21 protein-coding genes and 1 riboswitch are annotated in these 25,394 nt (G+C 68.8%); of the genes, 17 read left to right on the top strand and 4 right to left on the bottom strand.

Translation table 11 applies throughout. The annotated features are described in order from the left end of the window. Nucleotides 1–47 precede the first annotated feature (47 nt). The 10 genes from CFB45_RS26385 to CFB45_RS26335 all read left to right on the top strand — a co-directional run bounded on the left by CFB45_RS26385 (nucleotide 48) and on the right by CFB45_RS26335 (nucleotide 13,205). The gene (locus tag CFB45_RS26385) at nucleotides 48–1,631 is read left to right on the top strand and encodes a Na+/H+ antiporter (protein ID WP_089428076.1); all 1,584 of its coding nucleotides are present in this window, start codon (nucleotides 48–50) and stop codon (nucleotides 1,629–1,631) included. A gap of 481 nt (nucleotides 1,632–2,112) precedes the next feature. Then, a complete protein-coding gene (locus CFB45_RS26380; RefSeq protein WP_089428075.1) occupies nucleotides 2,113–3,246 on the top strand; it encodes a hybrid sensor histidine kinase/response regulator in 1,134 nt (377 codons plus the stop codon). 123 nt (nucleotides 3,247–3,369) lie between these two features. Continuing rightward, nucleotides 3,370–5,046 (top strand): methyl-accepting chemotaxis protein, encoded by a 1,677-nt coding sequence (locus CFB45_RS26370; RefSeq protein ID WP_089428074.1) that lies wholly within the window; start codon nucleotides 3,370–3,372, stop codon nucleotides 5,044–5,046. Beyond that, the gene (locus CFB45_RS26365; protein WP_089428073.1) at nucleotides 5,043–5,555 is read left to right on the top strand and encodes a chemotaxis protein CheW; all 513 of its coding nucleotides are present in this window, start codon (nucleotides 5,043–5,045) and stop codon (nucleotides 5,553–5,555) included. Before CFB45_RS26370 ends, CFB45_RS26365 begins: the two co-directional genes overlap by 4 nt. Continuing rightward, nucleotides 5,552–6,961: a CheR family methyltransferase gene (locus tag CFB45_RS26360; protein WP_089428072.1), complete on the top strand. Its 1,410-nt coding sequence runs from the start codon at nucleotides 5,552–5,554 to the stop codon at nucleotides 6,959–6,961. The genes CFB45_RS26365 and CFB45_RS26360 overlap by 4 nt, the downstream gene beginning before the upstream one ends. A 45-nt stretch (nucleotides 6,962–7,006) precedes the next feature. Continuing rightward, nucleotides 7,007–7,714 carry a chemotaxis protein CheW gene (locus CFB45_RS26355; RefSeq protein ID WP_089428071.1) on the top strand — a complete coding sequence of 236 codons (708 nt, stop codon included), beginning with the start codon at nucleotides 7,007–7,009 and terminating at the stop codon, nucleotides 7,712–7,714. Next, nucleotides 7,711–10,023: a hybrid sensor histidine kinase/response regulator gene (locus CFB45_RS26350; RefSeq protein ID WP_089428070.1), complete on the top strand. Its 2,313-nt coding sequence runs from the start codon at nucleotides 7,711–7,713 to the stop codon at nucleotides 10,021–10,023. The genes CFB45_RS26355 and CFB45_RS26350 overlap by 4 nt, the downstream gene beginning before the upstream one ends. Further along, nucleotides 10,020–11,039 carry a chemotaxis response regulator protein-glutamate methylesterase gene (locus tag CFB45_RS26345; RefSeq protein ID WP_089428069.1) on the top strand — a complete coding sequence of 340 codons (1,020 nt, stop codon included), beginning with the start codon at nucleotides 10,020–10,022 and terminating at the stop codon, nucleotides 11,037–11,039. The genes CFB45_RS26350 and CFB45_RS26345 overlap by 4 nt, the downstream gene beginning before the upstream one ends. A 71-nt stretch (nucleotides 11,040–11,110) precedes the next feature. Continuing rightward, a riboswitch (Fluoride riboswitch) is annotated at nucleotides 11,111–11,217 on the top strand. A 79-nt stretch (nucleotides 11,218–11,296) separates the two neighbouring features. Further along, nucleotides 11,297–12,538 (top strand): voltage-gated chloride channel family protein, encoded by a 1,242-nt coding sequence (locus CFB45_RS26340; protein WP_089428068.1) that lies wholly within the window; start codon nucleotides 11,297–11,299, stop codon nucleotides 12,536–12,538. Nucleotides 12,539–12,626: 88 nt separating this feature from the next. After that, nucleotides 12,627–13,205, top strand: a complete 579-nt coding sequence (locus tag CFB45_RS26335) for a hypothetical protein (RefSeq protein WP_089428067.1) — start codon at nucleotides 12,627–12,629, stop codon at nucleotides 13,203–13,205. A gap of 14 nt (nucleotides 13,206–13,219) precedes the next feature. Here the strand turns inward: CFB45_RS26335 and CFB45_RS26330 are convergent, their stop codons facing one another. Continuing rightward, a complete protein-coding gene (locus CFB45_RS26330; RefSeq protein WP_089428066.1) occupies nucleotides 13,220–13,933 on the bottom strand; it encodes a riboflavin synthase subunit alpha in 714 nt (237 codons plus the stop codon). 164 nt (nucleotides 13,934–14,097) lie between these two features. Next, nucleotides 14,098–15,960 carry an ABC transporter ATP-binding protein gene (locus CFB45_RS26325; protein ID WP_089428065.1) on the bottom strand — a complete coding sequence of 621 codons (1,863 nt, stop codon included), beginning with the start codon at nucleotides 15,958–15,960 and terminating at the stop codon, nucleotides 14,098–14,100. A gap of 489 nt (nucleotides 15,961–16,449) precedes the next feature. Here CFB45_RS26325 and CFB45_RS26315 point away from each other — a divergent pair, with 489 nt between their 5' ends. After that, nucleotides 16,450–17,331 (top strand): Dyp-type peroxidase, encoded by an 882-nt coding sequence (locus CFB45_RS26315; RefSeq protein WP_089428064.1) that lies wholly within the window; start codon nucleotides 16,450–16,452, stop codon nucleotides 17,329–17,331. Nucleotides 17,332–17,433: 102 nt separating this feature from the next. Here the strand turns inward: CFB45_RS26315 and CFB45_RS26310 are convergent, their stop codons facing one another. Beyond that, the gene (locus CFB45_RS26310) at nucleotides 17,434–17,835 is read right to left on the bottom strand and encodes an OsmC family protein (RefSeq protein WP_089428063.1); all 402 of its coding nucleotides are present in this window, start codon (nucleotides 17,833–17,835) and stop codon (nucleotides 17,434–17,436) included. A 95-nt stretch (nucleotides 17,836–17,930) separates the two neighbouring features. Continuing rightward, on the bottom strand, nucleotides 17,931–18,854 hold the full coding sequence (locus CFB45_RS26305; RefSeq protein WP_089428062.1) for a LysR family transcriptional regulator: 924 nt from the start codon (nucleotides 18,852–18,854) through the stop codon (nucleotides 17,931–17,933). A 497-nt stretch (nucleotides 18,855–19,351) separates the two neighbouring features. Here CFB45_RS26305 and CFB45_RS26300 point away from each other — a divergent pair, with 497 nt between their 5' ends. From CFB45_RS26300 to CFB45_RS26275, 6 genes are all read left to right on the top strand, one after another. Continuing rightward, nucleotides 19,352–20,281, top strand: a complete 930-nt coding sequence (locus CFB45_RS26300) for a helix-turn-helix domain-containing protein (protein ID WP_089428061.1) — start codon at nucleotides 19,352–19,354, stop codon at nucleotides 20,279–20,281. A gap of 71 nt (nucleotides 20,282–20,352) precedes the next feature. Then, nucleotides 20,353–21,669 (top strand): Nramp family divalent metal transporter, encoded by a 1,317-nt coding sequence (locus CFB45_RS26295; protein ID WP_089428060.1) that lies wholly within the window; start codon nucleotides 20,353–20,355, stop codon nucleotides 21,667–21,669. A gap of 81 nt (nucleotides 21,670–21,750) precedes the next feature. Continuing rightward, nucleotides 21,751–22,341 (top strand): phosphatase PAP2 family protein, encoded by a 591-nt coding sequence (locus tag CFB45_RS26290; protein WP_089428059.1) that lies wholly within the window; start codon nucleotides 21,751–21,753, stop codon nucleotides 22,339–22,341. A 464-nt stretch (nucleotides 22,342–22,805) separates the two neighbouring features. After that, a complete protein-coding gene (locus CFB45_RS26285; RefSeq protein WP_089428058.1) occupies nucleotides 22,806–23,594 on the top strand; it encodes an SDR family oxidoreductase in 789 nt (262 codons plus the stop codon). A 37-nt stretch (nucleotides 23,595–23,631) separates the two neighbouring features. Beyond that, nucleotides 23,632–24,648 (top strand): NADP-dependent oxidoreductase, encoded by a 1,017-nt coding sequence (locus CFB45_RS26280; RefSeq protein WP_089428057.1) that lies wholly within the window; start codon nucleotides 23,632–23,634, stop codon nucleotides 24,646–24,648. 207 nt (nucleotides 24,649–24,855) lie between these two features. After that, nucleotides 24,856–25,371, top strand: a complete 516-nt coding sequence (locus CFB45_RS26275) for a thioesterase (protein ID WP_089428056.1) — start codon at nucleotides 24,856–24,858, stop codon at nucleotides 25,369–25,371. The last annotated feature ends 23 nt before the right edge of the window (nucleotides 25,372–25,394 follow it).

Genomic DNA, 25,394 nt, shown 5'->3' with positions numbered 1-25,394 from the left:
GGGTACGACACCGGAACGCGCGAATTCATTCTTCACGAGGTCGATTCATGTCCCCCGTCTCGGCATTCAAGCTGGTTTTGTTGTCATTTCTCGCGATCGTCGCGCTCGAATGCATCGCCAAGCGGCTGCGGTTGCCGCCCGCGGCCGCGCTGCTGATCGGCGGCATCGGCATCGCGTTCATTCCCGGCCTGCCGCCGATCAATCTCGATCCGGAACTGGTGTTGCTGGTGTTCCTGCCGCCGCTGCTGATGGACGGCGCGTACTTCTCGGTGTGGGAGGAGTTCAAGCGCAACGTCGGCGGCATCCTGCTGCTCGCGATCGGCGCGGTCGTGTTCACGACGTTCGCGGTCGGCTTCGCCGTGCACTGGGTGGCGCCGTCGCTGCCGTGGGCCGCGTGCTTCGCGCTCGGCGCGATCGTGTCGCCGCCCGACGCCGTGGCGGCGAAGGCCGTGCTCGAGCGCGTCGCGCTGCCGCGCCGGCTGATGGTGCTGCTCGAAGGCGAAAGCCTGCTGAACGATGCGGCCGGCCTCGTGCTGTTCCGCTTCGCGGTCGTCGCGGCGCTGTCGGGCACCTTCAGCCTCGGCCACGCGGTCGTGGGTTTCGCGGAACTCGGGCTCGGCGGCGTGGTGGTCGGCTTCGTGGTCGGCAAGCTCGTCGTGTGGTTCCTGAAGCTGCTCGACGACGACTATCTCGTGATCACCGTCGCGGTGATCGCCGGCTGGATCGCGTATATCGCCGGGGAAATGGTCGAAGTGTCCGGCGTGATCGCCACCGTCACGGCCGGCATGATCGTCGGCTGGCATCAGCACGAGGTGTTCTCGGCGGCGGTGCGCACGCGCGGCACCGCGTTCTGGCAGGTCATCGTGTTCCTGCTCGAAGCGATGGTGTTCGTGCTGATCGGGCTGTCGCTGCGCGGCGCGATCCACCGGCTCGGCGGTTTCGAGCAGGTGCTCGCCACGATGGTGCCGCCGATGCTCGCGGTGCTGGCGGCGGTGATCGTGTCGCGCTTCGTGTGGATCTACGCGGTCGAGGCGCTGAAGTGGCCGGTGCGCGGGATCGCGCGGCGCGGCGAAGCGCCCGACTGGAAGGCCGCGACGATCATGAGCTGGGCCGGGATGCGCGGCGTCGTCACGCTGGCGATCGCGCTGTCGCTGCCCGAGGCGATGCCCGGCCGCGACGTGATCCTGGTCGCGTCGTTCGCAGTGATCCTCGTCACCGTGCTGCTGCAGGGCACGACGATCGGGCCGCTGATCCGGCTGCTGCGCCTGCCGCAGCGCGAAGAACGCGCGTCGCACCACCTGACCGAGCCGCAGACGTGGGCGTACGTCGAGGCGGCGCAGCTCGCGGCGATCCAGCCGCTCGTGCGCGACGAGAACGGGGTCGTGATCCATCCGCGCCTGCTCGAGCAGTACACGTATCGTGCGGAATTGACGGAAAGGGCGAAGAACGAGCCGACGTATCCGGCTGAAGTGCGTGCCGCGCACTACGACGTCGTGCTGGCCGCGATCCGGGCCGGGCGCGCGGAACTGTTGCGCCTGCACCGTTCGGGGCGCATCCACGACGAGATGCTGCACGCGCTCGAACGCGACCTCGACCTGCAGGAAGTGTCCGCGCAGCACGCGCGCGGGTAAGGCCGCACACCTCCGTCACATCGCCATCGAGCGGCCGGCGTCAGCCGGCCCGAAGCGCGCCCGGCCGATCGTTGCCCGGCGCGCTTTTTTTCTTTCGCGTGCCCGCCGATGGGGGGATATTCATCCGGCCCTCAAATGCGACGGCAAGCCAGCCTTGCAGCGCATGCAAGCCTTATCGCGCGGGTCTCGCAAACGTTATCGTCTTTCGAATCCGGAAATGATCCGATTTAACTGTTTCCGTCTCTTTGTGCATATTTGGCAAAACTAAACCGGATTGAGATAGATGCTGTGTTCTAATTTCATTTAGAATCAGCCGGTTATGTTTATTGAGAGAAAGGATGCGGAGGTAATACGGCCGCCAACGGGGAGAAATCGGCGTCCGAAACCCTGCAAGGCGGTGCCGACAGGCCAATTCGGCGGAATCAGGCGGGGTTTTCAACCGCTGAAATAAGATAGCGTCCAAGTCTGATAAACAACTCCTATGAAAGAATCGATTGGAGAATCGGCGTTTGAAACTGTATTTATGAAAGAATCGAGCGGTGATAATGCCTCGGATTGTCTTGAATCGGGGTTATCGGTCCTTCTCGTCGACGATCAACCGTTCGTCGGCGAGGTGATCCGCCGCGCGCTGCGCAGCGAACATGACATCGACCTGCACGTGTGCACCGACGCGCACCGGGCGATGGCGGTCGCGCGCGACGTGAAGCCGACGGTCATCCTGCAGGATCTCGTGATGCCGGAGATCGACGGCCTCGATCTGGTCCGCGCGTGGCGCGCGGACGCCGGCACCGCTCGCGTGCCGATCATCGTGCTGTCCGCGAAGGAGGAGCCGATCGTCAAGCGCGAGGCGTTCATCGCCGGCGCGAACGACTATCTGGTGAAGCTCCCCGACGCGATGGAGCTGGCTGCCCGCATCCGCTATCACTCGAATTCTTACCTGATGTCCCGGCAGCGCGACGAGGCGCTCGATTTCCTGTCGCACGACATGCGTTCGCCGCAGACGTCGATCCTCGCGCTGCTCGACGTCTACCGGACCGAGCACGGCGAGATGCCGGCGATCATGGAGCGCATTGCCGGCCATGCGCGGCGCGCGCTCGCGCTGGCCGACGGCTTCATCCACCTGACCCGCGCGCAGTCCGAGCGCCGCGCGCACGAGGTCGTGAGTCTCAACGAGATCGTGCTCGACGCCGTCGACCAGCTGTGGGAGAAGGCGGCCGGGCTCGGCAGCCGGGTCGCCGCGCACGTGCCCGATACCGAATGCGTGACGATGGGCGACCGCATGATGCTGACGCGCGCGGTCGCGAACCTGATCGACAACGGGCTGAAGTACGGCCCGGCCGGCACGGACGTGCACTGCACGCTGGGCAGCGAGGACGGCGCCTGGCTGATCGGTGTCGAGGACACCGGCGCGGGAATCGCGCCGGCGCAGCGCACGGCCGCGACCGAGTCGTTCGTGCAGCTCGAATCCGCGCATGGCGCGGCGCGCGGCGGCTTCGGCCTCGGGCTCGCGTTCGTCCGCGCGACGGCGGCGCGGCATCGCGGCCAGATCCTGATGCGCAATACGGCGCGCGGCTTCATGGTCGCGCTTCGGCTGCCGGCGCAAGCGGAGCGGTGATGTCGCGGCGCGGCCTGCCGGCGCCGCGCTGCCCGAGAGACCCTGATGCGCTCGTGGCGCGCCGTCCGGCGCGCCGGCGGGCGTGGATTTTTCAACGCAGATTTTATAAAGCCCATAACGAACATGGCCACCGTGACGCCCCGCGCGACCAATGAAAGCCTGCATCCGACGATCGGCGCTGCCCGGCTGACGCTCGGCAATCGCATCCTGCTCAGCTTCGGCGTGCTGTTCGTGCTGATGCTGGTGACAGCCGGCGTGTCCTACGAGCGACTGCGCGCGATCAACAGCGAAGCCGTCAGCATCGAGCGCGACTCGCTGCCGGGCGTCTACCTTGCGTCGTCGCTGCGCGGTTCGGTCAACGAATCGTTCATGCTGCTGCAGCAGGCGACGTTCGTCGAAACCGATCCCGACAGCGTGCATCGCGATCTCGCGAAGATCGCCGATGCGCTGAAGGAAGTCGAGGCGTTGTCGGTCGACTATCAGAGCACGACGTTTCGCGACGACGACCGGCAGCGCTTCGCGGCGTTCCGCGGTGCGTTCGACCACTACGTGCCGCTGCTGAACGACGCCGTGCAGAAGAGCCGCGTGTCGCGCGAGGAGGCCGTCGCCGCGTACGCGAGAGTGCTGCCCGCGTGGACCGAGGTCGTGCGCAACGCGAACGTGCTGGTGCAGGAAAACCGCAAGTTCGCCGAGCAGTCCGCGAAGCTGATCCGCGAATCCGTGCAGGACACGGAAGTCGTGCTCGTCGGCGCGCTGACGATCATGCTGCTGTCCGCGCTCGGGCTCGGCTACCTGCTGTACCGGTCGGTGACCGTCCCGATGGCGCGGCTCGTCGAGGTGCACGACGTGATGCGCACCGGCAACCTGACGCGCCGCCTCGACCTGCGCCGCCGCGACGAATTCGGCACGCTCGAGACGGGCTTCAACCGGATGGCCGACGAGCTGACCGAGCTCGTCGCCCGCGCGCAGCAATCGTCGCTGCAGGTGACGACGTCGGTGGCCGAGATCGCGGCGACGTCGCGCGAGCAGCAGGCGACCGCGAACGAAACCGCGGCCACGACGACCGAGATCGGCGCGACCTCGCGCGAGATCTTCGCGACGTCGCGCGACCTGCTGCGCACGATGAACGAGGTGGCCGGCGTGGCCGAGCAGTCGGCGACGCTCGCGGGCGTGAGCCAGAGCGGGCTCACGCGGATGGGCGAGACGATGCGCAGCGTGATGGACGCGGCCGGTTCGGTGAATGCGAAGCTCGCGATCCTCAACGAGAAGGCGCTGAACATCAACCAGGTGGTCGCGACGATCACCAAGGTGGCCGACCAGACCAACCTGCTGTCGCTGAACGCGGCGATCGAGGCCGAGAAGGCCGGCGAATACGGCCGTGGCTTCGCGGTCGTCGCGACCGAGATCCGCCGCCTCGCCGACCAGACGGCGGTGGCGACCTACGACATCGAGCAGACGGTCAAGGAAATCCAGTCGGCGGTGTCGGCGGGCGTGATGGGGATGGACAAGTTCTCCGAGGAAGTGCGCCGCGGGATGCTCGACGTGCAGCAGGTCGGCGGGCAGCTGTCGCAGATCATCGCCGAGGTGCAGACGCTCGCGCCGCGCTTCCAGATGGTCAACGAAGGGATGCAGACGCAGGCGAACGGCGCCGAGCAGATCACGCAGGCGCTGTCGCAGCTGTCGGAGGCCGCGCAGCAGACGGCCGAGTCGCTGCGCCAGTCGTCGCAGGCGATCGACGACCTGACGCTCGTCGCGAACCAGTTGCGCACCAGCGTGTCGCGCTTCAAGGTCGACGCGTGACGCGCGCCGACCCGCAGAACGGCGCCCACGCGCTGTTCCTGATGTTCGAGCTCGATGGCGGGCGCTATGCGCTCGACGCAGCCGGCATCGACGAGGTGCTGCCGCTCGCGGTCACGAAGGCCGTGCCCGGCGCACCCGAATGGATCGCCGGGCTGCTGATGCGCGGCGGCCAGCCGGTGCCGGTGATCGACGTGCCGATGCTGGCGCTCGGGCGCCGCGCCCATGCGCTGCGCTCGACGCGGCTCGTGATGGTCCGCTACCGTGCGGACGAAGCGGGCGGCGAGCGCACGATCGGGCTGATCGTCGAGCGTGCGACGCAGACGACGCGGATCGACCGCGCGGCGTTCCGCTCGAGCGGCATCTCGACCGCACGCACGCGCTGGCTCGGGCCCGTCGCGAATACGCCCGATGGTGTCGTGCAGCAGGTATCGGTATCCGACCTGGTCGACGACGTCGCGCGCCTGTATCTGTTCGATGGCCTGCCGGGCCACGGGGGAGAGTCCGCATGAAAGAGTCCGAATCGCGATTTCGCGGCTGGCTGCTGCGCGAGACCGGCATCGACCCCGATTCGCTCGGCAACGATTTCCTGATCCGCGCGCTGACGGAACGCGTGCACGCGCTGCAGGCGGACGGCGAGCGCCTGCCGTCGGCGGCGCGGCCGCCCGTCACGCAGGACGCGCTCGACGCCTACTGGCAGCAGCTCAACGCATCGGCCGACGAGCGGCGTGCGCTGATCGAGCTGTTCGTCGTGCCCGAAACCTGGTTCTTCCGCGACCGGGAGGCCTTCGCGACGCTCGCGCGGCTCGCGACGGAGCGGCTCGCCGCGCTGCCCGGCCGGGTGATCCGCGTGCTGAGCGCGCCGTGCTCGACGGGCGAGGAGCCGTATTCGGCGGCGATGGCGCTGCTCGACGCGGGGCTCGACCCGGCCAGCTTCACGATCGACGCGATCGACCTCAGCACGCGCGCGATCGAGCAGGCGCGGCTCGGCTGCTACGGGCGCAATGCGTTCCGCGGCACCGCGACGGAGTTTCGCGCGCGGCACTTCACGCCGACCCGCGACGGCTGGCTGCTCGACGAGCGCGTGCGCGCGTGCGTGCAGTTCAGTCAGTCGAACCTCGTCGAACCGGCCGTGGATACCGGCATTCGCTACGATTTCGTGTTCTGCCGCAACGTGCTGATCTACTTCGATCGCGACGCGCAGGATCGCGTGATCCGCTCGCTCGACGCGCGTCTGGCCGACGACGGCATGCTGTTCGTCGGGCCGGCGGAAACGGGCGTCGCGATGCGGCACGGGATGCGCTCGGCGCGCGTGCCGCTGGCGTTCGCGTTTCATCGCGAGCCCGCCGCGGCGGCGGGCGATGTATTCGCGGCCCGGCCGGCGGCGCCGCTGGCGGCGGCCGCGCCGTATCGGCGCGCGGAGCGTTTCACGGTCGCGCCGCTCGCGGCGACGCGCTCGGTGCTGGCGGTCGCGCCGCCGGCGTGGCTCGGCGACACGCGTCAGCCGTTCGCGGCGCCGCCGCCCGCCATGCACGCGGCCGCGTTCGACGCACGGGGCGACCAGCCGGTGACGGCGGCCGAACCGGCCGCGTCGCTCGCCCCGGTTGCGGAGCGCGCCGCGCCGACGCTGGAAGATGCGCAGGCGCTGGCGAATGCCGGCGCGTTCGACGAGGCCGAGCGCGTGCTCGCGCAATTCTCGGCGCGCGTCGGGCCGCATGCCGATGCGTTCTACCTGAACGGGCTGATCGCGGACGCGCGCGGTCGCGCCGCGGAAGCCGGCGACTTCTACCGGAAGGCGCTGTACCTGCGGCCCACGCACCACGAAGCGCTGACCCATCTCGCGACGCTGCTCGACGTCGGCGGCGATCGTGCGGGCGCGCAATGGCTGCTCGAGCGCGCACGGCGCTCGGCCGGCTGACAAGAGATGGGTTGGGGACCGACACCGCGATGACCAGAGGAATCCATGAACCGCGCCGCCGCTGCCATTGACGAGACGACGATCGACGTCGACGATTGCTGGAACCGGATCGGCACGCGCGGCGACCGCTCGTGCGAGCGGCTGAACGACTGCCTGCGCTGCCTGAACTGCCCGGTGTACGCGTATCACGCGGCGAAGCTGCTCGAGCGCCCGCTCGACAGTGCCGAGATGGCCGACACCACGCGCCGGATGAGCGCACCCGGCGCGCCGCACATGCACGACGCCGATGCCGATACGCACCACGCGGCGCTGGCGTTCCGCGTGGCCGACGAATGGCTCGCGCTGCCGATCGGCGTGCTGCGCGAGATCGCCGGCACGCGCCCGATTCATTCGCTGCCGCATCGCCGCCATTCGGCCGTGCGCGGCGTGGTCAACATCCGCGGCACGCTGCGCATCGCGATCTCGATCGGCGCGCTGCTCGGCCTCGATGCCGGCAAGGGCGGCAACGGCGGTGACGACGGCCGCTTCACGCGGCTGCTGGTGGCGGCGCACCAGGGCGAGCCGGTCGTGTTTCCGGTCGACGAAGTCGAGGGCGTGCTGCGCTTCGGCGCCGCCGACTGGGTGCCCGTGCCGGCAACGGTCGGGCGCGCGAGCGCCGGCCTGTCGCGCGGCGTGTTGTCGTGGCGCGGCAAGTCGGTGGGCTTGCTCGACGACGATCGCCTGTTCGACGCAGTCACACGGAGCATGCGATGAGCGGCGATGACGACCTGAGCCACCTGTCGCTGCTCGAGCTGTATCGCGAGGAGACGCGCACGCAGACCCAGGCGCTGTCCGAGCGGCTGCTCGCACTCGAATCGGGCGAACCCGATTCCGTCGCGCTCGAGGCATGCATGCGCGCCGCGCATTCGCTGAAGGGCGCCGCGCGCATCGTCGGCGTGCCGCTCGGCGTCGATATCGCGGGGCGGATGGAAGAGTGCTTCGTCGCCGCGCAGGCCGGCACGATCGCGCTGACGGCCACGCACGTCGACGTGCTGCTGGCGGGCGTCGATCTGCTGGTGCGCGTCGGCGATCCGCAGGGGCAGCCCGTCACGCAGACGGAGATCGACGTGTTCGCGGCGGCGCTGACCGGCGCCGACGGCGCGCAGACGATGCAGGCGGCGGCCGCGGCCCCGCCGCCGCCGGTGCCGCCGTCGATCGTCCCGTTTCGGGAGCACGACGGCGCCGCGAACGAACCCGTCGGGGCCAGCGCCGCGGTGCCCCCGCTTGCGGTATCGGGCGGCGTGCCCGATCCGGCCCAGGCCGGCCGCGTGGCCGGCGCCGGCGCGATGCGCCGCGTGCGTGCGGATACGCTGAACCGGCTGCTGAGCCTGTCCGGCGAATCGCTGGTCGAATCGCGCTGGCTCAAGCCGTTCGCCGAATCGATGCTGCGCGTGAAGCGCGCCCAGCGCGACGCGGCCCGGTCGCTCGATTTGATGTACGAACAATTCGCCGACGATCTCGACGCGGGCATGCTCGCGTCGATGAACGAAGTGCGGCACATGCTCAACGACCTGCAGCGTTCGCTCGCCGAGCGCATGGACGAATTCGACCGCTTCGAGCGGCGCAGCACGCATATTGCCGAGCAACTGTACGACGAAGCGCTGCAGTGCCGGATGCGGCCGTTCGGCGATGCGACGCGCGCGTACCCGCGCATCGTCCGCGATCTCGCGCGCTCGCTCGGCAAGCAGGTGCGTTTCTCGATCGTCGGCGAGGGCACGCAGGTCGACCGCGACATCCTCGATCTGCTCGACGCGCCGCTCGGCCACCTGCTGCGCAACGCGATCGACCACGGTGTCGATTCGCCGGACGCACGGCGTGCGCGCGGCAAGCCGGCCGAGGCGAGCGTGACGCTGGAGGCGCGCCACAGCGCCGGCTCGCTGCTGGTCAGCGTGATCGACGACGGGCCCGGTGTCGACATGGACGCGCTGCGCGCGGCCGTCGTGCGCCAGCGCCTGACCGACGACGAGACGGCCGCGCGCCTGTCCGATCCGGAACTGCTCGAATTCCTGCTGCTGCCGGGCTTCTCGATGCGCGATGCGGTGACCGACGTGTCGGGCCGCGGCGTCGGGCTCGACGCGGTGCAGGAGATGGTGCGCGGCGTGCGCGGCGCGGTGCGGATCTTCAACGAACCGGGCGCGGGCATGCGTTTCGTGCTGCAGTTGCCGCTCACGCTGTCGGTGATCCGCAGCCTGCTCGTCGAAGTGGGCGGCGAGCCGTATGCGTTTCCGCTCGCGCACGTGCGCCGCACGCTCGAACTCGCGCACGACGATATCGATGTGCTCGAAGGGCAGCCGCATTTCCCGTTCGACGGCCGGCGCGCGGGCCTCGTCGCCGCGCACCAGTTGCTGGACGCGGGCGAGCCCGACGTCGCGCGCACGAGCACGGCGGTCGTGGTCGTCGGCGCGGAGCCCGAGTTGTACGGCGTCGCGGTCGACCGCTTCCTCGGCGAGCGGATGCTCGTCGTGCAGCCGCTCGACAGCCGCCTGCACAAGATCCAGAACATCGCGGCCGGCGCGCTGCTCGAGAACGGCGACCCGGTGCTGATCGTCGACGTCGAGGACCTGATCCGCTCGGTCGACAAGCTCGTGCGCGGCGGGCAGCTCGCGCGGCTCACGCGTGATCCGCAACTCGCGCTCGCCGACCGGCGCCGCCGTGTGCTCGTCGTCGACGATTCGCTGACGGTGCGCGAGCTCGAACGCAAGCTGCTCGAAAAGCGCGGCTACGACGTGACGGTCGCGGTCGACGGGATGGAAGGCTGGAACGCGGTGCGCAGCGACGGGTTCGATCTCGTCGTCACGGACGTCGACATGCCGCGCATGGACGGCATCGAGCTCGTCACGCTGATCAAGGGCGATCCGATGCTCAAGCGCGTGCCGGTGATGATCGTGTCGTACAAGGATCGCGACGAGGATCGCCGCCGCGGGCTCGACGCCGGCGCCGACTACTACCTCGCGAAGAGCAGCTTCCACGACGAAGCGCTGCTCGATGCCGTGCACGACCTGATCGGGGATGCGCGCCGATGAACATCGGCATCGTCAACGACCTGCCGCTGGCCGTGGAGGCGCTGCGCCGCGTGATCGCGCTGCGCGCGGACCACCGCGTGCTGTGGGTCGCGACCGACGGCGACGAGGCGGTCGATTTCTGCGTTGCGCATCCGCCCGACGTGGTGCTGATGGATCTCGTGATGCCGAAGGTCGACGGCGTCGCCGCGACGCGCCGGATCATGGCGCGTGCGCCGTGCGCGATCCTGATCGTGACGGCGAGCGTCAGCGCGAACACGTCGTCGGTGTACGAGGCGATGGGTGCCGGTGCGCTCGATGCGGTCGACACGCAGACGCTCGCGCTCGGGCTGTCGACGGACGCGTCGCCGCAGGCGCTGCTCGCGAAGATCGACCAGATCGGCCGGCTGCTCGAAAGCCGCACCGCGGCGCTCGTGCCGCCGGGGCCGGCGCCCGAGCGCGGGCAGCCGACGCTCGTCGCGATCGGCGCGTCGGCGGGCGGCCCGACCGCGCTGACCGCGCTGCTGCGGGCGCTGCCGGGTGATTTTCCGGCGGCGATCGTGATCGTCCAGCACGTCGACCAGGCATTCGCGCTCGGGATGGCCGAGTGGCTCGACGGCTATACGCGACTGCCGGTGCGCGTCGCGCGGCAGGGCAGCGTGCCGCAGGCCGGCGAGGTGCTGCTCGCGGCGACCAACGATCACCTGACCCTGTCGCCGCGCGGCGTGCTCGGCTATACGCGGCATCCGGTCGAGACGCCGTACCGGCCGTCGATCGACGTGTTCTTCAACAGCGTCGCCGACGGCTGGCAGGGCGAGGCGTTCGGCGTGCTGCTGACGGGCATGGGGCGCGACGGCGCGCTCGGCCTGAAGGCGATGCGTGCGAAGGGCTGCTACACGATCGCGCAGGACGAGGCGACCAGCGCCGTCTACGGGATGCCGAAGGCGGCCGCGGCGATCGGCGCGGCGTCGGCGATCCTGCCGCTCGAGCGGATCGCGCCCCAACTGATCTCGCGCATCGCGCGTCCGCTGCGCGACTGACGGCGCCGAGGGGTGCGCGCGGTGCCGTGCCGTGGCCACGTTGCGGGCGGCGCGAGGCGTCGCGTACAATGGCGGCCAGCGGAGATGGCATGCCTCCCTGCGGTCGTATTCGGCGCGTTGTTGCGCACGGTGCGGCCCTCAACCGCCGGTTCGCCCGGCTGATGATGCCTGCGTGTTCCTGGGTCGTCAGGAGGTCGCAGGCCGTCCATGCGGGTTTCTGCCGCCCAGGTTTTGATGTTCCGTCGAATCTGGAAATCATGTTCTTCACGACTTCTGCCGATCTTCTCGCGACCGTGCGCTATGTGTGCCGCTGGCTCGCGCTCTCGGCCCTGCTCGGCACGCTGGCCGGTACGGCTTCCGCCCTGTTCCTGATCGCGCTCGACTGGGCGACCGGCACGCGCGTCGCGCATCCGTGGCTGCTGTGGGGGCTGCCGGCCGCCGGTTTCGCAACCGGCTGGATCTACCATCGCTTCGGCCAGTCCGTCGCGCGCGGCAACAACCTGCTGATCGACGAGATTCACGACCCGAAGGCGCTGGTGCCGAAGCGGATGGCGCCGCTCGTGCTCGTCGCGACCGTCGTCACGCACCTGTTCGGCGGCTCGGCCGGCCGCGAGGGCACCGCCGTGCAGATGGGCGGCGCACTCGCCGATCGCGTCACGCAGGTGTTCCGTCTCGATCGCGAACATCGCCGCGTGCTGCTGATGGGCGGCATCGCGGCCGGTTTCGCCTCGGTGTTCGGCACGCCGCTCGCGGGCGCCGTGTTCGGGCTCGAGGTGCTCGCGATCGGGCGCGTGCGGTACGACGCGCTGCTGACCTGCGTGGCCTCCGCGATCGTCGCGGACGTCGTCTGTCGCGCGTGGGGCGTGCATCACACGGCCTATGCGATTCCGTTCGTGCCGGCCGTGTCGGCGACGGGGCTGGCGGTGACGGTCGTCGCGGGCATCGCGTTCGGCGTGGTCGGGCGGTTGTTCGCGTTTGCGACGCATGCGTTGACCGCGTGGTTCAGGCGAGCCGTCCGCTATGCGCCGCTGCAGCCAGTGCTCGGCGGCCTGCTGGTCGCCACGGCCGCCACCGCGCTGAACGTGCCGCAGTATCTCGGTCTCGGCATCTCGACGATCGAGGCCGCGTTCCATGGGCCGCTGCCGCTCTACGATTTCGCGGGCAAGTTCGCGTTCACCGTCGTCACGCTGGCGTCGGGGTTCAAGGGCGGCGAAGTGACGCCGCTGTTCTACATCGGCGCGACGCTCGGCAACGCGCTCGGCCAGGTGCTGGCGCTGCCGGTGCCCGTGCTCGCGGGGCTCGGCTTCGTCGCGGTGTTCGCCGGTGCGGCTAACACGCCGATCGCGTCGACGATCATGGCGATCGAGCTGTTTGGCGCGGATATCGGCGTGTATGCGATTGTCGCGTGTGTCGTCTCGTATCTGTTCTCGGGGCACGCGGGAATCTATCGCGCGCAGCGGGTGGCGGTAGGGAAGGGCGCGCAGGTGGAGGTTGAGTGAGCGGGAGAAAGCATGACCTCTGCTCATTTCCGTCAATCGTGCACCGATGCCATTGACCGAATTCCGAAAACCCACCAGGGAGCACCCAATGACGCTGGAAGACCTTCTGATCGAAGCGCGGCGCCTCGCCAGACCGTCCCGTCAATACCGCTTCGCGGAAGACGGCGAACCCGTCACCGGCTACTGGCATGGCGTCGAGGCGGGCGCGTTGTGCGTTTCCGTCGAGCGCGACGGCACATGGCTGAACGTGTATCTCGACGCGGACGGCGCATCAGGCCGCGTGGAAACCGCCGCGCAACCCGTTCGGTCCGAACGCTCGCTGTGCCGCTCCGACGCGATATCGCTCCCGCCGATCGAAGCGGTGTTCCGCTTTGGCTCTGCCGCGATCGACACCTATCTCGGCGCACACGGCTGGCAACGCGAATGGGGATTCAACAGCAACTTCAAGGGCATCGCGGCGCACGACTACGAGCGTGAGTGGATGGCGCAATGCCCGCTGTACACGGGCGGGGTGGTCGCCGTCGCGGGCGGGTGGAACATGCCTTGGCCCGACGACGACGAACTGGTCGACCTCGATCTCGTCCTCTGGACGTTCGAGGAATCGGAGCCGTGGATCGAGGTGTTTTCCGACGGCAGCCGGTACTCGGTGATCCAGCGGATCACCTAGCTTCCCGGCATCCGTTACTGCTTCGGCAGCTTCGCGACGTTCCGCGCGAGCAGTTCCTCGATATCGATGCCTTTTTCCGCCAGCAACGCGGTGACGACGCCGTTCAGTTCGCCGAGCGTCTCCTTGACCGCTTCCCGGATCGTATCGACGACCACCTGCGTGCTGCGCTCGATCTCGATGTTGACCGTGTCGTTGACGCCCTTCGCATCGAAGGTCGTTGCGCGGCGCGTTTCGGGAATCAGCCAGACATCGAACCAGCCTTCGTCGCGGTTGACGTCGGACACCGTCAGGCTGCAGCCGTTGATCGCGATATAGCCCTTCGCGAACACATACCGCTTGAACGCCTCCGGCACGCCGATGCGCACCATCCGGTTGTGTTCGGACACCGCGATGTGCCGGATGGTCCCGGTGAAATCCACGTGGCCGGACAGCGGATGCCCGCCGATCTCCGCGCCGTCCTTCGCGGCCCGCTCCACGTTGATGTGCGCGCCCGTCGTGAGATCGGCCAGCGTCGTGATTCGCAGGCTCGGCAGCATCACGTCGAAGTCGATCAGCTCCGGCGAATGGATGGTCGTCACCGTCAGGCAGACGCCGTCGACCGACACGCTGGCGCCGATCTCGATATCGTCGGTAAAGCGCTCCGGGAATTCGATGCTGAAGGTTCTCAGTTCCCCGTGATCGGCGATGCGCTTGACGGTGGCAACGCCTTGGACAATTCCTGTAAACATGGTCGATCCCTAGTCGCAAATTTCCTGGTCGACATGATACGGGATACCGGAAAAGGGCACTCCTCGGCGCGCGGCGCCGGGGCGGCAGGCCTGATGCGCGGACGTAAAAAAGGCCGTGCACCTGGCACGGCCTCGATCCGGATCCGTTTATCGACGCGCTTGCGTCACACCTCGGCCGGCTCGCCGAGCGGCCCGGCATCGTCGTCCGCCGTGCGCCGCGGCGAATCGGCGAGCCCCTTCGCCAGCTCCAGCGCCTGCCGCTCGAACAGCCGGCGATAGATGCCACCGTCGATCCGGATCAGCGCGTCGTGGCTGCCTTCCTCGATCACCTTGCCGCGATCGAGCACCAGCAGCCGGTCGAGCGCGCGCACGGTCGACAGCCGGTGCGCGACCACGAGCGTCGTGCGGCCGACCATCAGCCGCTCCATCGCCTGCTGGATCAGCAGCTCGCTTTCGCTGTCGAGGCTCGACGTGGCTTCGTCGAGGATCAGGATCGGCGCATCGGCGAGAAACGCGCGCGCGATCGCGACCCGCTGGCGTTCGCCGCCCGACAGCTTGATCCCGCGCTCGCCGACGAGCGTGTCATAGCCGTCCGGCAGCGTGGCGATGAAGTCGTGCGCGCTGGCGAGCCGCGCGGCGCGCTCGATGTCGGCCCGGCTCGCGTCGGGGCGCGCATACGCGATGTTCTCCGCGAGCGTGCGGTGAAACAGCACGGGCTCCTGCTGGACGATCGCGATCTGGCTGCGCAGCGAATCCTGCCTGACCTGCGCGATGTCCTGGCCGTCGATCGTGATGCGGCCGCCCGACACGTCGTACAGGCGCTGGATCAGCTTGATGAACGACGTCTTGCCCGACCCCGAGTGGCCGACGAGGCCCACGCGCTCGCCCGGCGCGATCCGCATCGAGAAATCGTTGTACAGCGGCACCGGATGGTTGTCGTAGCGGAACGTCACGTGCTCGAAGCGGATCTCGCCTTGCCCGATCCGGATCGCCGGCGCGCCGGGACGATCGTCGATGCCGAGCGGCTGGCGTTCGAGCGCGACGAGTTCCTCCATGTCGTTCACCGAGCGCTGCAGGTTGCGGATGTGCATGCCGACGTCGCGCAGGTAGCCCTGCAGCATGAAGAACATCGTCAGCGCGAACGCGATGTCGCCGACGCTCGCCTCGTCGTTCGCCCACAGCCGCAGCGCGACGCCGATCATCGCGGCCTGCATCGCGACGAGCATCGCGCCCTGCAACCCGCCGTTCAACGTGCCGCGCACCCAGGTGCGGCGCGTGCGCTGCCGCCACTTGCCGATCACGCGTGCGAGCCGCGCTTCCTCGCGCGTTTCCGCGCCGAACGCCTTGACGACCGCGTTGCAGCTCACGGCATCGGCGAGCGCGCCGCCCATGCGCGTGTCCCACAGGTTGCCGAGCCGCGCGGCGGGCGCGACGATGCCGAGCGACACGGCCACCGTCACCGTGATGTACAGCAGCGAACCCGCGCCGACGACGAGCCCCATCACGGGCCAATGCGTGCCGAGCAGCACGGTGGCGCCGACCAGCATCGTGACCGACGGCAGCAGCGCGATCAGCACGGTGTCGTTCAGCAGGTCGAGCGCCCAAATGCCGCGCGTGATCTTGCGCACGGTCGAGCCCGCGAAGCTGTTCGCGTGCCAGTCGGTCGAGAAGCGCTGCACGCGATGGAACGACGCGGCCGCGATCTCGCTCATCATCTTCAGCGTGAGCGTGATGATGTTCAGGTAGACGCCTTGCCGCAGCACCGTCGCGCCGAGCCCGAGCGCCGCGAGCGTGCCGAACGCGACGAGGGCCGCATGCCACGCGGCGGCGCGGTCGGTCAGGCCGGTCGACAGCGCGTCGACGAGGCGGCCCGCGAACAGCGGCGTGAGCACGTCGGCGAGCGCGGCGAGCAGCGCAAGGCTCGCGACCGTCGCGGTGCGCGCCGGCTGCTTGCGCCAGTAGCGGAAGGTAAAGCCGAAGACGGCCTGGAATGCCTGGCCGCCCAGATGGGAGGTTTTTCTGGTCATTTATCGTTGCCCGGCGCATCGCGCGACGGGACTTTCCGGTTCGGAGAACATCGAAAACGCAACAGCCGGGCCGCGCGAACATCGCGGGCGGAAAACGAAACGGGCTGTCGGGAAACGGCGCGGCTGACGGGTTAGCGAAAAACTCGGGAGCCGGCGCGGACGGCGGGCTGGATCAGCTGCGCCGTGGGACCACGTTCGGGAAGGTGGCTGGCATTCGGAACATCTGCACCTCCCCTGAAGTGAACGGTTGAAAGGACGCCGAAAAGACGTGAAAAGATTCTATCAGCAGTGAAGGGCGCGCCGCAACGTCTGACGAATGCGGCGTTGCAGCGTCGATACGTTAGTATTCAGGGTTTCGGCCCTTCTTTTGCGGCCTTTCCCCAGTGCGGCAGCGCAAGGGCCGGCACGCGCGTCGATTGCGCTTCGGCGTCTGCGGCGCACGCCGCCGCGGCCCTCGCAGATTCACCACGATACATTCCTGAGGAAACGATGAGCGACGTTCAGCAAGGCATCCTGACCCCGATCGATTCGGCGGCCCGATACCTCACTTTCACGATGTCGAATGACGGCAATGTGGCCGCGGCGCTGGCCGCGCTGCGCGAGATCGTCGACGGACGCGACACGGTGGTCGGGGTCGGGCATGCGCTGGCGGCGCACCTCGGGCACCCGGTGCCGGGGCTGACCGAATTCCCGGCGTTCGCGGTGAAGGACCGCACGCTGCCGGCGACGCCGGCCGACGTGTGGGTCTGGCTGCGTGGCGACGACCGCGGCGAGCTCGTGCTGCGCGCGCGGGCGATCGAACGCGCGCTGGCGCCGGCGTTTGCGTTGCAGGATGCGGTCGACGGTTTCCGCTATTCGAACGATCGCGACCTGTCCGGCTACGAGGACGGCACGGAGAACCCGGAAGGCGACGACGCGGTGGCCGCGGCGATCGTGACGGGGCAGGGCGCGGGGCTCGACGGGGCGAGCTTCGTCGCGGTCCAGCAATGGCTGCACGACTTCGACCAGATGGAGCGCATTCCGTCGGGCGACATGGACAACATCGTCGGGCGCCGCCGCTCGGACAACGAAGAACTCGACGACGCACCCGAGTTCGCGCACGTGAAGCGCACCGCGCAGGAAAGCTTCGAACCCGAGGCGTTCATGCTGCGCCGCTCGTCGCCGTGGTCGGACGCGCGTCGCGCGGGCCTCTACTTCGTCGCGTTCGGCTGCTCGTTCCGCGCGTTCGACGTGCAGATGCGCCGGATGAGCGGCGCGGAGGACGGGATCGTCGACGGCCTGTTCCGCTTCACGCGGCCGCTGACGGGCGCGTATTTCTGGTGCCCGCCGTTGAAGGACGGCAAGCTCGACCTGTCCGCGCTCGGGCTGTAAGCGCCTGACGGGTTCGACGAAACGGGGGGCCGCGCATCGTGCGCGGCCCCCCGTTTCTTGTTGCGCGGCGATCGTGTGCCGTGTGCTTTCGTGCGTGGCGTGTCAGTTCAACGTCGTGTCGATCCGCGTGCCGCGCTTGATGAACTGCGTGACCGGCGTTTTCTCGCAGATTTCGGCGAGGCGCTGGCGTTGCGCTTCATCGAGCGGGCCGTCGAGCGTCACGACGCGGCGCACGTACTGCGTGCCGTCGCGATCGGCATGCAGCTCGGTGCGCACGTCGATGCGCGCGGCCGGCCACGTCTTGCGCTGCATGTACATGCGCAGCGTCGCGGCCGTGCATTGCGCGAGCCCGGCCAGCACGAACTCGTACGGCGCCGGCCCGCGATCCTGGCCGCCTTCGCGGGGCGCTTCGTCGCCGGTCAACGCGTGCGTGCCGGCCTGCAGCTGGACGACGTAGTCGGGCGCATCGGCGTCGAGGACGGCGGCGGCATGGATGAGCGACATGGCAAGTCTCCGGTCAGCGGAAAGTGAGAAAACGGAAGAGGGTGACGCGCAGCCGTCAGCATACCGCCCCGATCGGGACGGCGTGCGCCGCGCGGCTAGGCGTCGGTGGCGCCGGCGCTGCTGCGCACGAGTGCGGCGATACGTTCGCGCACCCACTGGTGCGCGCGATCGGCGTCGCGCGATTCGTGCCAGTACGCGAGGAGCGGGAACGGCTTGAGCCGCAACGGCAGCGGCCGCACGACGATCGGCAGCAGCGCGGCCATCCGCAACGCATAGGTGTGCGGCAGCGTGACCAGCAGGCTGCCGGTCGCGGCGATCTGGCAGGCGGCGAAATAGTGCTGGCAGGTGAGCCGGATATCGCGGAAACGGCCGTCGTTGCCGAGCAGCACGTCGAGCGATTGCGGCTCGCCGAGCGACGACACCGAGACATGCTGCGCCGCGAAATAGTCGCCGCGCCGCAGCGGTTCGTGCGCAAGCGGATGATCGTAGCGCAGCGCGACGACGAGCGAATCGTCGAGCAGGTGGTCGGTGGCGATGCGCGGGCCGGTCGGCACGCGGCGATCGACGGCGAGATCGAGATTGCCCGATGCGAGTTCGCGCTCGATGTCGGCCACCGCGATGCGGCGGCTCACGAGCCGCAGGCCCGGCGCTTCGTCGGCGAACGCGGCGACGATCCGCGGCAGCGCGATCGATTCCAGCACGTCGCGAATGCCGACCGCGATGCTCAGGTCGAGCGTCGCGGGATCGAATGCCGACGGTGCGCGCGCGGTGCCTTGCAGGCCCTTCAGGTGCAACTGCACGTCCGCGATGATCGTGCGCGTGCGTTCGGTTGCGACGACGCGGTTGCCCTGCCGCACGAACAGCGGATCGTCGAAATGCGCGCGCAGCCGGTTGAGCGCATGCGTGACGGCCGGCTGCGTGAGGTGCAGCGCGCGGGCGGCCGCGCCGATGCCGCCATGCACGTAGACGGCGTCGAGCACGCGAAACAGGTTCAGGTCGAGACGGTGATCGGCGGGCACGGGGCGCGGGTGGCGTGGTGAAGGGTGGACCGATTCTAAGGGATGCGCAGGCAACGGATACGGCGGGCTTTCCTGCGTGACGTTCGCAGGCACGGGATACGAATCGATATCATTTGAGCCGATATTCGGTTGTGCATTTATCCGGATATCCGACGCAATAATTCGCAATGAAATGCGCGGATTGCGACATACACAATCGTAATAATGGGCAATATCGGCCCGGGCAATTCCACACTGGGCCGCCAGCAAACCGCGACAGCCTGTAGTAATCCGCCATCATGCTGTCCACGTCGGCCATTTCGCGCCAAAGGCGCGACCCGTTCGGCTAAGATGCCGTCGCTTCATATTTCGGGATAGCCGTCCTGTCGCACGCATTCAAACCAAATATAAGCCTGACAGTTCGACGGTATTAGAAGAAGTCGAACAAGTCGGGGGCTTGGCCAGTGAATGCAGCAGATCAGAGATGGGTCGTTATCTATTTGAGTACGGGATTTTCGTTGGCCCAGGCCGCGCGTCTTGGCGAGGCTTTCAACCTGGCGAATCGCCTGCACGCTTACAGTGCTGACTACCAGTTGAAGTACGTATCCGAAAGCGGGGGACTGGTGCAGTCGTCCTCCGGCGTGAGCATCGCGGCCGATCCGCTCGGTGACGAGCATGGCCGCCGCGCGCTCGCGTTCTTTCATCTTCACGGTGACCGCGCGGTGGTCAACTGGGACGACGCATTGCAGCGTCGCCTCGCCGACATTCGCCGTCATGCACGCTGGATCGTCGACGGGATGGATCTGCCCACGCTCGCGGCCATGCAGCGTCCGTCGGCGGCGCTCGACGGGCGGCCCGGCCGGGGCGGGCGACGGGTCGCCACGACGGTCGAGCTGCAGGCCGGCGAAACCGACGTGTTTGCCGCCGTGCTCGACATGTTCCGCGTCGAGCTCGGCGACATTGCCGCGCAGGAGATCGCCAGCAACCTGCTGCGGCCGGTCGAGCAGCGCTATGCGCAGTCGATGTGGGCCTTTCGCGAGCTGAGCGCGAGCCCGTCGATCCGGATGTCGGCGCAGCGGCTGCGTGCGCAGAGCGTGAACCGCATCTCGATCGCGAACGCCGCCCAGGCCGCCGCGATGAGCGAGCGCAACTTCCTGCGGCGCTTCAAGAAGGAAATCGGCGTGACGCCGACCGAGTTCGTCCAGCACGTGCGGCTCGAGCGCGCCTGCCACATGCTGGTCCACACGACGCTGCCGGCCGACAAGGTCGCGCGCCGCACCGGGTTCGGCAGCGGCGAGCGGCTCGCGAAGCTGTTTCGCCAGCGCATGCTGATGTCGCCGACCGAATTCCGCGTCTCCGAGCGCGAAAGGATCCTCACCCGTGGCGCGAGGCCGGCCGATGCAGGCGAGGGGGCCGGCGACGGCACCGAGGGGCATCGCGCTGCGTGACGGGCCGCGCGGGAGAAAATCGGGCGGATACCCGTAGAATCGTCCTGTCCCGATCTCGAGCCCCGGTTTCCATGTCCTTCCTCCCCACCACCGCCACCGCCCCTTTCTGCCCGTCGGAAGTCAAGGGCAGCATCACGATCGATGCCGGCGCGCCGCGCTGGCAGAAGCTCAAGCGCTTCTTCGGCCCCGGCCTGCTGGTCGCGATCGGCTACATGGATCCCGGCAACTGGGCGACCGACATCCAGGCCGGCTCGCAGTTCGGCTATTCGCTGCTGTGGGTCGTCGCGTTCTCGAGCCTCGCGGCGATCTTCCTGCAGATGCTCGCGGCGCGGCTCGGCCTCGTCGCCGGCAGGGATCTCGCGCAGGCCAGCTACGACCGCTATGGCCGGTTCGGCCGCATCGTGCAGTGGGTGACCGCCGAAGTGTCGATCATCGCGTGCGACATCGCGGAAGTCCTCGGCTGCGCGCTCGCGTTCAAGCTGCTGCTCGGCGTGCCGCTCGCGTGGGGGATCGTGCTGACCGCGCTCGACACGGTCATCGTGCTCGGCCTGCAGGGCAAGGGGTTCCGGCAGATCGAGGCGATCGTGCTCGCGCTGATCGCGACGATGGCGTTCTGCTTCGTCGCGCAGGTCGCGATCACGCCGCCCGACTGGCACGCGGTGGTCGGCGGGCTGGTGCCGGGCGATCCGGGCCACGACCGCAAGGACGCGATCGTGCTCGCGCTCGGCATCGTCGGCGCGACGATCATGCCGCACAACCTGTACCTGCATTCGTCGGTCGTGCAGACGCGGCACGTGGTCGGCGGCGCGCGCGGGATGATCCGCGACACGCTCGCGCTGGTGCGCATCGATACCTGCGTGTCGCTGTTCGTCGCGATGCTCGTCAACGCGGCGATCCTGGTCGTCGCGGGCGCGGCCTTCCATGCGACGGGCCAGCACAACGTGACCGACATCGAGCAGGCCTACAACCTGATTACGCCGATCGCCGGCGGCGCGGCGGCACTGCTGTTCGGCATCGCGCTGCTCGCGTCGGGGCAGAGCTCGACGCTGACCGGCACGATCGCCGGCCAGGTGATCATGGACGGCTTCCTGCATACGAAGATCCCGTGCTACCAGCGCCGGCTGATCACGCGTGGGCTCGCGCTCGTGCCGGCGCTGATCGGCGTGCTGTGGCTTGGCGACAGCTCGGTGGGGCAGCTGCTCGTGTGGAGCCAGGTGCTGCTGAGCCTGCAGCTGCCGTTCGCGATGTGGCCGCTGATCCGCTCGGTCAGCGATCGCAACATGATGGGCGAGCACACGATCGGGCGCGGGATGCAGATTGCCGCATGGGCGCTGTTCGCCGTCATCACCGGCACGAACCTGCTGCTGATTACCGGTGTCGCGGGCTGATACAGCCTGACACAGGCTGACACAGTCGCGCGGCGCGCATGCGGTAAACTGCGGCCTTTCGATCGTCGTCCGAAGTCCGTTATGTGGAGTGAAATCAGCAACATCGGCGATGCCGCGCTGACCTTGCCGATCGCGCTGACCTGCGCGGCATGGCTCGCGCTGACCGATTGGCGCCTCGCCGTCCGCTGGGGCGTGCTGCTCGCCGCCGGCATGGGCCTCGTCGGCGCCACCAAGATCCTCTATGCCGGGTGCGGCATCGAGCTGCCGCAATTCGATTTCCGCGTGATCAGCGGCCATACGATGCTGTCGACGTCCGTGTGGACCGTCGCGCTGTCCATGCTGTGGCAGGCGTTCCGGCCGGGCAAGGCGCCCGGCATCGCGGCCGGGCTGGCCGTCGGCGCGCTCACGGCCGTCGCGCGCGTGTTCGATCATTCGCACACCGTGCCGGAAGTGATCGTCGGCTGGATGCTCGGCGCGCTGGTCGCGCTGGTGTTCCTGCGCGGCTACGACAGCGCGCGGCAGCGTGCCTTCTCGCCGCGCGTCGCGGCCGTCTGCCTGCTGCTCGTGTCGGGCATCGCGTACGGGCACCGTGCGCCGTTCCAGCAGATGATCGACACCCATTCCCCGCAACTCTGCGCGTTCGTGCGCGCGCCGTCGGGCGACGGATTCTGACGGCAGCCGGTCGCGGCACCCCGGCGCCGCTTTCTTGCCGCCGGCATTCGCCCGGCGGTTGCACGATTCCACCCCGTTCATTTTCGCGACCGCTTTCGCGTCTGCGCGGAACGCCGCGCTTCGTCATTGTCTGAATCAACCTGGCCGGTCTGCGTGATCCGCGGGTGCCGCTGGCCCGTACATGCGCGCCGACACGCCGAGGTCATGAACAATACCTATGACCGGGCATAACGATTATTCATTTCATCGATTGGCGGCATTCGCGTACGCTGGCTGTCGTTCAACCGGGGCAGGCTGTCCGGCGCGTCCGGCACGCGTCAGGTTCGTCTCGATATACTCGCGGAAACCGTGCGGCGCCTCGTGATGTCGAGGCACGGTCGACCGGCCCGCGCCGGCCGGAACAGGCACGGCCCACCCGTCGCGGCAGCGTTCCGCGACGACGATTCACGATAGGAGCAGGTCACATGACAGTCGTTTCTTCGCGCCTTGCCGGCAAGTGCGCATACATCACGGGCGCCGCGGGCGGCCTCGGCCGCGCGATCGCGCGCCGGATGGTCGAGCAGGGCGCGCGCGTGTTCGTGACCGACATCGCCGACGCGGCGGTGCTCGACGCGTTCGCGCAGGAACTCAACGCGGGGCACGCGACGCCGGTCGCGTTCGCCGCGACGCAGGACGTGCGCGACGAAGCACGCTGGCAGGCGCTGCTTGCGCAGGCGGTCGATGTGATGGGCGGGCTGTCGGTGCTCGTCAACAACGCGGGCGTCGGCTCGATCGGCTCGCCTGCGCAGATCGAGCTGGACGAATGGCGGCGCGTGATGGCGATCAACGTCGAGAGCATCGTGCTCGGCTGCAAGCATGCACTGTCGTATCTGGCCGAAAGCCATCCCGCGTCGATCATCAACATCTCGTCGGTCGCCGCGTTCAAGGTCGAGCCGGATTTCACCGCGTACAACGCGTCGAAGGCGGCGGTCGCGTCGCTGACGAAGTCGGTCGCGATCGACTGCGCGCGCCGCGAGATCGACGTGCGTTGCAACTCGATTCACCCGGCGTTCATCCGCACGGGGATCGTCGAGCCGCTGTTCCAGTCGCTCGGCGAACGCGACGCGATGCGCAAGCTCGCACGCGGCATTCCGCTGCGCCGGCTCGGCGAGCCGGACGACGTCGCGCACGCGGCCGTGTATCTCGCATCCGACGAGAGCCGCTTCGTGACGGCCGCCGAACTCGTGATCGACGGCGGCATGTGCGCGGTCTGACGCGCATCCCGAACCACTACGACCGGAGGAGAACATCGTGTCCACACCCGTGAACCGCCAATTGCTGCTGAAGACGCGCCCGGAAGGGCGGGTCGGCCGCGAACACTTTTCGCTCGTCGAGACGCCGGTGCCGGCGCTTGCCGACGGCGAGGTACTCGTGCGCGTGCTGTACCTGTCGATGGACCCGACCAACCGCGTGTGGATGAGCGACGTGCCGCAGTACCTGCCGCCCGTCGCGATCGGCGAGGTGATGCGCGCGCTCGGCATCGGGCGCGTGGTGGCGTCGCGCAACGCGGGGTTCGCGGAAGGCGATCTCGTGCAGGGGCTCGTCGGCTGGCAGGACTACGCGGCCGTGCCGGCCGACCAGGCCGCGCAGCTCGTGAAGCTGCCAGCGGCGTCGGGCCTGCCGCTGCCGACGCTGCTCGGCGCGTGCGGGATGAGCGGGCTGACCGCGTATTACGGGCTGACCGATATCGCGCCGGTGCAGCCGGGCGAGACGCTCGTGGTGTCGGCGGCGGCCGGCTCGGTCGGCTCGATCGCCGGGCAGATCGGCAAGATCCACGGCGCACGCGTGGTCGGCATTGCGGGCGGCGCGGACAAGTGCCGCTACCTGACCGAGACGCTCGGCTTCGACGCGGCCGTCGACTACAAGGCCGACGATTTCCGTCAGCAGCTGAAGGCGGCGACGCCGGACGGCGTGCACGTGAACTTCGAAAACGTCGGCGGCGAGGTGATGCGCGCGGTGCTGTCGCGGATGGTGATCGGCGGGCGCGTCGCGCTGTGCGGCGTGATCTCGAACTACAACAGCGGGCGCGCGGCGGACGACGTCGGCGTGCTGATCTCGAAGCGGCTGACGATGCGCGGCTTCCTGATCCTCGACTATCGCAAGAGCCGGGAAGCCGTGCAGACGCTCGCGGGCTGGCTGCGCGACGGCCGGCTCAAGGCCGAGGAGACGGTTGCGGACGGTCTCGAGAACGCGCCCGACGTGCTGAATCGCCTGTTCGACGGCGACCATCGCGGCAAGCTCGTGCTGCGCGTCGATCCCGGCGCCTGACCGGCCCGCGATGCAGCGTGCGATGCCGTTCGTACGCTGCCGCGAGCGGGTGCCGAACGCGCTGCGTTCGAACGGCCGGGCTTTAGTTTCGGACTAGTCCCATATCTTGTCCGGACGTCTCTCCCTAAAGTGATTGCCAGCAGACAGGCGGCGTGACCGACGCGTCACGCCGCCTTTTTTTTCTGGTCACGGCAGAGGAGAGGGAACATGCGAAACGACGCGAAGCGGGCGGCATCGGTGGCGATGCGCAATCGAACGGTGCGGTGCGCCGGTGCCGTGCGGCAGATCGCAATCGGGCTTGGCGTGGCGTTCGCGATGTCGAATGCGGTGGCGGCCGGGCATGCCGCGTCGGATGGCATCGTACGGTTCACGGGCGCGCTCGTCGATCTCTACGACGTGACGCTCGACGCACCGGCGGGCGTGGTGGTCGAAGGACGGGAGGTGGCGAGCGGCGGGGCGGCGGCAACACTGCGATTCGATGCCCATGGCCGGCGGTTGCCGGGCGCCCAGGTGGCGCTGGTCGGGCCCGACGGTGCGCCGTTCTCGCCCGATGTCGCTTCGCGCGTGCGGGCAACGTGGCGCGATGCGCACGGCGATCGAAGCGTGCCGCTGGTATCGGGCCGCACGTATCGCGTCGGTCCGTATGGCGGCGTGATGTCGCTGGCGGCGGATGAAGCAACGGGCGCCGAGGCGCCCGTCGTGATCCGCATTCGCCATCCATGACGGCGCGTGCCGGCAGGTGCGTG

Source organism: Burkholderia sp. HI2500, from assembly GCF_002223055.1.
Lineage (GTDB): Bacteria > Pseudomonadota > Gammaproteobacteria > Burkholderiales > Burkholderiaceae > Burkholderia.
This window is presented reverse-complemented; position numbering and strand designations above follow the sequence as displayed.